Origin of the sequence: Marinomonas vulgaris (assembly GCF_018145875.1) — a bacterium.
GTDB lineage: Bacteria > Pseudomonadota > Gammaproteobacteria > Pseudomonadales > Marinomonadaceae > Marinomonas > Marinomonas vulgaris.
In genome coordinates, this window is sequence record NZ_JAGSSV010000037.1 from 874 (window position 1) to 8,223 (window position 7,350).

The following is a 7,350-nucleotide window of genomic DNA, read 5'->3' on the forward strand; positions in this document are numbered from 1 at the left end:
TGTGCCTGACATCAGAGGCTTTCGTGACAATTTCGCAACTCCTATAAAGGCGATACTTGCCTTTTTGTCACGTTGTGCCGGGCATCAGAGCCTTACGTGACAATTTCGCAACTCCTGTAAGGGAGAGGTTTGCCTTTTTGTCACGTTGTGCCTGACATCAGAGGCTTTCGTGACAATTTCGCAACTCCTATAAAGGCGATACTTGCCTTTTTGTCACGTTGTGTCGGGCATCAGAGTCTTTCGTGACAATTTCGCAACTCCTGTAAGGGCGATACTTGCCCTTTTGTCACGTTGTGCCGGGCATCAGAGCCTTTCGTGACAATTTCGCAACTCCTGTAAGGGCGATACTTGCCTTTTTGTCACGTTGTGCCGGGCATCAGAGGCTTCCGTGACAATTTCGCAACCTCTGTAGGGGCGATACTTGCCTTTTTGTCACGTTGTATCTGACATCAGAGGCTTTCGTGACAATTCCGCAATTCCTATGAGGGAGAGATTTGCCTTTTTGTCACGTTGTATCTGATACAAGAGGCTTTCGTGACAATTTCGCAACTCCTGTAAGGGGGAGACTTGCCTTTTTGTCACGCTATATCTCGTATTAGACCTCTTCGTGACAGATCTGCAACTCTTATGAGGGTAAGATTTGCCTTTTTGTCACGCTATATCTCGTATTAGACTCCTTCGTGACAGATCTGCAACTCTTATGAGGGTGAGACTTGCCTTTTTGTCACGATGTATCTGGTATTGGGCCTTTTCGTGACAGATTTACAACTCTTAATGAGGGATAGACTTGCCTTTTTGTCACGATATCTTTTTTGCTATTCGCTTCAGATTTAATGACATCAACGTGACAAAAAGGAAACTTTAAAAATATTCCTATTGCCTTTTTGTCACGATACGTTATCTTTCATGAAGTCAAAATATTTATATCCCCTTTATAGATCGTGCTATGGACCTACAATGCCAAAAGAAGACTCTAATAAAACACAATCGCTTGTATCTGAGAATGCATTTAACAGAGATACGGCATTAGTCACAAAGCGCAATGAGCTGATTGCTGGCCATGCAGAAATGTCGTTGAATGAAAATCGTATCTTTCATGCAGCTATCGCAATGATCGATTCTCGAGCTCATGATATTGGTGAAATTAGAGTGACTCCTAGTCAACTGGCTTATGCATTAAACACATCGAAGTCTAATGTGAGTAAATACCTTAAAGGGACAAAAGGGAGTCCAAGCTTGCTTGAAGAGTTGCAGACAAGATATGTAAGAGCGCCACTGATTTACGATACGTCATGTATAACAGTTGACGGAAAAAGGCTTTGTCTTAAAGAAGACAGCTCACGTGTTTACATTAAACTTAGCGATGTACAGGACAAAGAGTTCAAAGATAAAAACGGTTTGAGTGTTTTTTTTGATGATGATATTGGTCTACACGTCTTTGATGAGAACGGTCGAAGTATACCACCTTCAATAGATCGAATAGAGGATGCTTTAGAGACAGAGATTAATCACCTTGGTCAGATTGTCACATTAGATGACGAGTCAGCTAGAAAAAAACAAGCTTGTGAAATGTATGCAAACGCTGAAAATATGCTTTGTGCTACAGCATTGGCCAGAGGCAAAAAATCCAGTCAGTTGAAGAATATCTCTATTTTTGACACCTCTGCTTACAACGCCGAAGAAGGTTATGTAGTGTTTGAATTTGGCGCTGCGTTTAAACCTTATGTGATTGATATTAAAGAAAATTTCACCAAAAGTTATATGAAATATGTCATAAGCTTAACATCAAACCTTGCTGCTGACTTATACGATATTTTTAGGAAAGAGCTCCCTATTAACACTGTAAAGAAAGGAAAAACTGAAATCTCATTTAAAAAAAATGTAGATGAGCTTCGTATACAACTAGGTATTACAGACAAATATCTAAGATTAGCTGATTTTAAAAGAGCGGTATTAGATAGATCTAAAGAACAGATCAATGGTAGAACGGATTTGGAGTTTGACTATGAAATCCCTGAACGAAGAAATAACCCTCGTGCGGTTTTCAAATACATATTGTTTAAAGTAAAAGCGACGAAAGTTGAGATTGCTAAGTTAGTTAAAGAAGGTGATTTGACACAAGAACTTGAAAAATATTTTGACTCTCGAATTGCAAAAAGCTTAATTAATAAATACACCATTGAGCGTTGCTTAAACAACTTAAACCTTTTCATCAAGGCCAAGCATGTGACTACCATTGCTAACCCTTCAGGTTGGCTGAGAGACGCTATAAAATTCGATTATCATGAGACTAATGGCGTACTTTCTTTATCGGAGTACATTAATCCGGTTGAGAGGCAGTTTGTTAGCGAGATAGTCCGTGAAGAATGGGACTCCTGGGACCAAGAAGAACGTGATGAATTTGTTAAATATAAGTTAAAAGGTGCTTACGTTAGTATTCGTTTTTCAGAGTATCTTTCAGAGTTCGGTTTACAAGAAGCACATGAGAAGTTTAGGCCGAAAAAAGAAACTGCTAAGCAGCAAATTGATGTTCTCATGAGTTCTGAAATTTATAAGAAATCTGACCATTGAAATTGGTGAAAAAAGGTGCTTTGTTACATACAGACGGTTTTTGTACTTGTTTCTCCACATGTTTATAGGGCTACCTCGCCTAGATAACCGCAAGTTATAGAAACACTTCGTGTACGCCAACTGTGGACATACCGATAATGCAGATCACAATGCATCATCTGTAGCGTGATCAGGCTATGAATATCAACTAGGTACAGATTTCCAAAAATTAAACTTCAGGAGTTAGATAGGGTTGATTACTTATGAATGACAACGAGGTTAAATATTCATAAGCGAATGCTTGAAAACCATTAATGATCATAAAAACCGAAACAACAAAAAAGAACCACAAAACTAGAATAGAACCACTTATTACAACTTTTTTATAAAAATCGGTTCTAAGTTGTTCGTTTTTTATGTACTATGCTCCATATCGTGTACAGAGGAAGCGAGCATGGCACATAAAAACTTTACAAATAACGCGGTATCGAACAATGCCAGTAAAATTGGGCATGAGATGCTGTCGGATCAACAAACATTAAAAGATCGAATCCTTTCAAATGACTCTGTTCATATCGACAGTGATCAGGTTAATGGTATGCCTCGAATTGTCTATAACCATGCTATTACGAAAACAGCATTAAGAAAGTTTGTTGGTGGTGCAACAAAGACATTTGGAGAGAAATTTGCAAAAGCAGTTGAGCTGGGTGTTATACCTGAACCAATACAGAGCAATACAAATTTTCGTTACCTCCTTACACAGCCTGAAGTCCATGCTTTATTAGATCACTGGAATTTTCCCAAGTACTCAGTAGATGTTGGAAACAATAGATTTCCCTTGAAAAAGTGTGTAGTTGCCGTTGCCAACCAAAAAGGCGGGGTGGCGAAATCTACAACGACCTCTTCTCTCGCAGTAGCTACTGCTTTAGATCTTCATTTGCGTGCTAATGTTTTAATTCTTGATCTTGACCCGCAAGGCAGTATGGATCAATTTACAGTTCATGATCCAGAAAACGAAATATTTCTGACCTTAGTCGATATTATTATGGGGAAAGACTTAGAGAAAAATCAGTTTTCTGAGCTTTTAGATATGGCTGACGAGAAAGACATTATTCAAAAAGCGCCATTTGAAACGCATTTATGCAATTTAAATGTAATGCCAGCTCACCCTATGGACGAACGCTTAACAGATGAATTCTGGCAAGCAAGTAGCGAGGAAAGGAACAGAATTTTTGCTCGACTAAGAGATACTATTCTTCCTGCTTTACAAGAAAAGTATGACGTTATTCTTATCGATACTCCGCCTGTTGACGGTCCATTGACTTGGTTAGCTTTAGAAATCGCTAATTTTTTATTGACGCCAATTGCTCCTAAAGAAATGGATTATTCTTCAACTGGGTCATTTTTATCGGCTCTCGATCGCCGCTATTCAACATTACCCTCAAAGGGTACGAACCTTAAAGTTCATAAGATGGTTCTGACAGATCATGATCCAAAATCTACCGCCGAAGTAAATATAAAGCACAGAATTGTAAAATCTGCTCAGGAAAGCCTTTTTGGGTCTCACTTTGTTCATAGTGATGCTTTTGTCGCTGCCTCCAGTAAGCATAGAACGGTTCTGGATTTGTCTCATGCAGAAGGCTTGTGTTCAAAAATCAATTTAAGAAAAGCTTCGGAAAGCGTTCAAGCTGTATATAGCCAATTTATTTTAGCAATTCGATCAATTTAACATTTAGAATATGAGACCGTAAAGTATGGACAATTTTCGTTCAAGAAGCAGAGGTTTACACACGGCCAGTGGTAACGGGCTTTCAAGTTTAAAAGACAATAAAAGTACTTTTATAGATCAAATCACAGGAAATAAATATACCTTTAAAACTAGTGACGTATCGATTGCCTCATCTGAACTAGATATTAAGACGGAAGTTTCACCTTTCAACCCGAGAGAAATTTCGAAGATTGACCTAGAAAATCTAAGTTTATATAGAAACCTAACTGAATTTCAAGCGCTTAGTGACCCCGCTATTGGTTATACACTACCAGAATCTGACACCATTTTTATCGCCAATGGTGCAACTCGAAGAGCATGTTGTATTGATATCTATAACAAGCTAAATATAGATATCAAATACAACATCCATGTTATTCAGCTCGATAAAGATAGTATGTGGCTTGTTCTGCAAGAAATCAGAAAATCGGACTCTAACCAAAAATTCACATTTACTGAGCAATCTATCAATGCCCTTTCTTTTTATGAAATGTACGCAGCAGCAGAGCCAAATGCATCTGTTAAAAGCATTATAGAGAACTATAACCTTACCGGAGCATCTTCTCTTAGTCAGGGTCGGTTTTCTTTGATGATACCGTTCGCCATTCTTTATTCAGAAATAAATGAGTTTCTAGTCGATATCGACTCAAGGAAATTATCGGCTAAATTTGCAAAGTCAGTCGTTGATTTTATTGAAAAAGAAGCAGGAAAGAAAATTACGATACGTAAAACCGTTAAAGATGACACCACGCCAAAAGGCTACAGTTTTGTTGCACTTGACAACATAAAATCGACTATTATTAACGAGTTTAAAAATGAATTGTCATCCTTAAAGACTTTATTATCTAGCCTACCTTCTCTGGACGTCAAAACGATAGATGACGCTTTACAGGTTAAAAATAATAGTGCGATAGATGCTGCTGTGCAAAATGATTCTACTAATAGCTTTGCTATAAGTGAGCAAGCTTGCACAGTAAATTTCTCTTTTACCAGAGAGGACTACTCAGAAAGTCAAATGGAAAAAATAAAAGAGATATTTAATGAGCATGCCGATTTATTTGAAGATCTAAAGAAAAAACTTGATCAGATTGTTTGATATTAAATAGTAGTAAGAGGTTGTCATGACGATTCATAAGTATACGGCGTTTAATTCATTGAAAGCTCAGGATTTCTGGTCTTTACCCGTCCTTTTTCAAGAGATTTTTTTGGGAGAGTGTCCTGTGTGTGTTAGAAAAGCGCTTATAAAGTCGAAAAAATAGAGTCTACTCTAAAATCAGCATAAATATTAATAACCTGATAGACAAATGTTTCTCAGGTTTTTTGTGTTCTGTTATATGCTTTCTAGCTCACCTCCAAGGCATATTACTGATAGACACCTGTCTTTCAGACAGAGTCTTTATTACTGATAGACACTTGTCTTTCAGTGCATATTTCGAGCATTACGACCAGTCATTTCGGTACTATCCGGCCACCTATTTCAGTTTAATCCGATCACTCATTCCGCGATTATCCGGCCACCCTTAGCTTAACTCCGAAATCAATGATCGGATTAACGAAAAAAGTCATGTCTGGGTTCACTAAATACGCTGTCGAACTTTGACGTAAGGGCATGAAGAAGATGTTGCTCTGGTAGCAATATCAAGAGCAGGCGTTCGCCTATATCCAGTTCTGCGAACATTTCACTCGTTGGTTTTAAATAAAAAACTCAGCATACACCAACTTCATACTGCAGGTGACGAGCTGTTTATTGACTACTCAGTCCTTCATCAGCTCGTGGATCAACATTTTGAGTTAGAAGCGTCCAATCGTCTGGTGTAGATCTATCATTAAGGCAACATGGTCACTCAACATCCACGCAGCCAAAGAGAACGTAGCAATAGCACAAAGCCAGAACACATGCCTTGTCATCACCATTAAAAATGGTCGCCCGAATGCTTGCTCAGTTGGGGAGCGAGCATCGGCCCAGCGACTCGAGAAGTCATTAATAAAATCCTCCACGCCAAACCTCATCCAGAGCAGTCCTACCGCTCCTGCCTTGGGCTGTTAAGTCTGAGCAAAACGCATGGGATGCTCAACCCAGTCAACTTGTCTACAAAGAAACACGAAACCTTAACCGTAAACAGATGAGCGAGTTACTAACGGGCCGTTATCTGTACAAACACCAGAACATCTTAATCACTGGCCCGACAGGGGTGGGGAAAACGTATCTTGGTTGTGCACTGGAGACTAGCGCCTGTGATCAACAACACGCTGTCAGATACTATTGGTTAACCCGCCTTCTCGACGACCTGAGTGCAGGTCGATTGGATGGTACCTATCAAAAACAACTTCAGTCTCTGGCTAAGAAAACCTTATTGATCCTCGATGACTGTGGTATGGAAGAACTGACCCAAGAGCAATCAGGACACCTATTAGAAGTGCTTGAATATCGTTATCAAGATAGCAGCACCATCGTCATCAGCCAACTTCCCGTAAAGGAGTGATGCAACATGATTGGTAACGCCACAGTGGCAGACACCTTAATGGATAGTTTGGTACACAATAGTCATCGGATAGAACTGGGAGGTGAATCAATGAGAAAACTGGTGCAATGCGGCCACTTATAATAAAAATAGGACGAGAGAAAAAAGGGAAGATCAGGTGGCCGGAATAAACCGAAATGTGTGATCGCAATCACTGGAATACGCAGCCTTTCAGAGAAAGAATGTATTACTGATAGACACCTATCTTTCAGATCGAGAAGATATTACTGATAGACACCTGTCTTTCAGACTGAGACGGTATTACTGATAGACACCTGTCTTTCAGACCGAGAAGATATTACTGATAGACACCTGTCTTCCAGACCGAGAAGATATTACTGATAGACACCTGTCTTTCAGACTGAGAAGATATTACTGATAGACACCTGTCTTTCAGACCGAGACGGTATTACTGATAGACACCTGTCTTTCAGACCGAGACGGTATTACTGATAGACACCTGTCTTTCAGACCGAGACGGTATTACTGATAGACACCTGTCTTTCAGAC

Annotated in this window: 3 protein-coding genes and 2 pseudogenes; all 5 read left to right on the forward strand. The window is 39.3% G+C overall.

Translation table 11 applies throughout. The annotated features are described in order from the left end of the window. Positions 1–957: 957 nt before the first annotated feature. The gene (locus J9B83_RS15110) at positions 958–2,571 is read left to right on the forward strand and encodes a RepB family plasmid replication initiator protein (RefSeq protein WP_211537643.1); all 1,614 of its coding nucleotides are present in this window, start codon (positions 958–960) and stop codon (positions 2,569–2,571) included. A gap of 433 nt (positions 2,572–3,004) precedes the next feature. Next, a complete protein-coding gene (locus J9B83_RS15115) occupies positions 3,005–4,279 on the forward strand; it encodes a ParA family protein (RefSeq protein ID WP_211537644.1) in 1,275 nt (424 codons plus the stop codon). Between the two features lie 25 nt (positions 4,280–4,304). Next, entirely contained in the window at positions 4,305–5,414 is a 1,110-nt protein-coding gene (locus J9B83_RS15120) for a hypothetical protein (RefSeq protein ID WP_211537645.1), read from the forward strand. A 656-nt stretch (positions 5,415–6,070) separates the two neighbouring features. Continuing rightward, positions 6,071–6,385 (forward strand): annotated as a pseudogene (locus J9B83_RS16100) (Mu transposase domain-containing protein); the annotation flags it as partial. Then, positions 6,385–6,924 (forward strand): annotated as a pseudogene (locus J9B83_RS15130) (ATP-binding protein); the annotation flags it as partial. The pseudogenes J9B83_RS16100 and J9B83_RS15130, both read left to right, overlap by 1 nt. Positions 6,925–7,350: the final 426 nt, after the last annotated feature.

What these genes read in the sequence shown, in the direction of transcription:
- J9B83_RS15110 (WP_211537643.1), top strand. Translation starts at nt 958, where the DNA reads ATGCCAAAAGAAGACTCTAATAAAACACAATCGCTTGTATCTGAGAAT.
- J9B83_RS15115 (WP_211537644.1), top strand. Translation starts at nt 3,005, where the DNA reads ATGGCACATAAAAACTTTACAAATAACGCGGTATCGAACAATGCCAGT.
- J9B83_RS15120 (WP_211537645.1), top strand. Translation starts at nt 4,305, where the DNA reads ATGGACAATTTTCGTTCAAGAAGCAGAGGTTTACACACGGCCAGTGGT.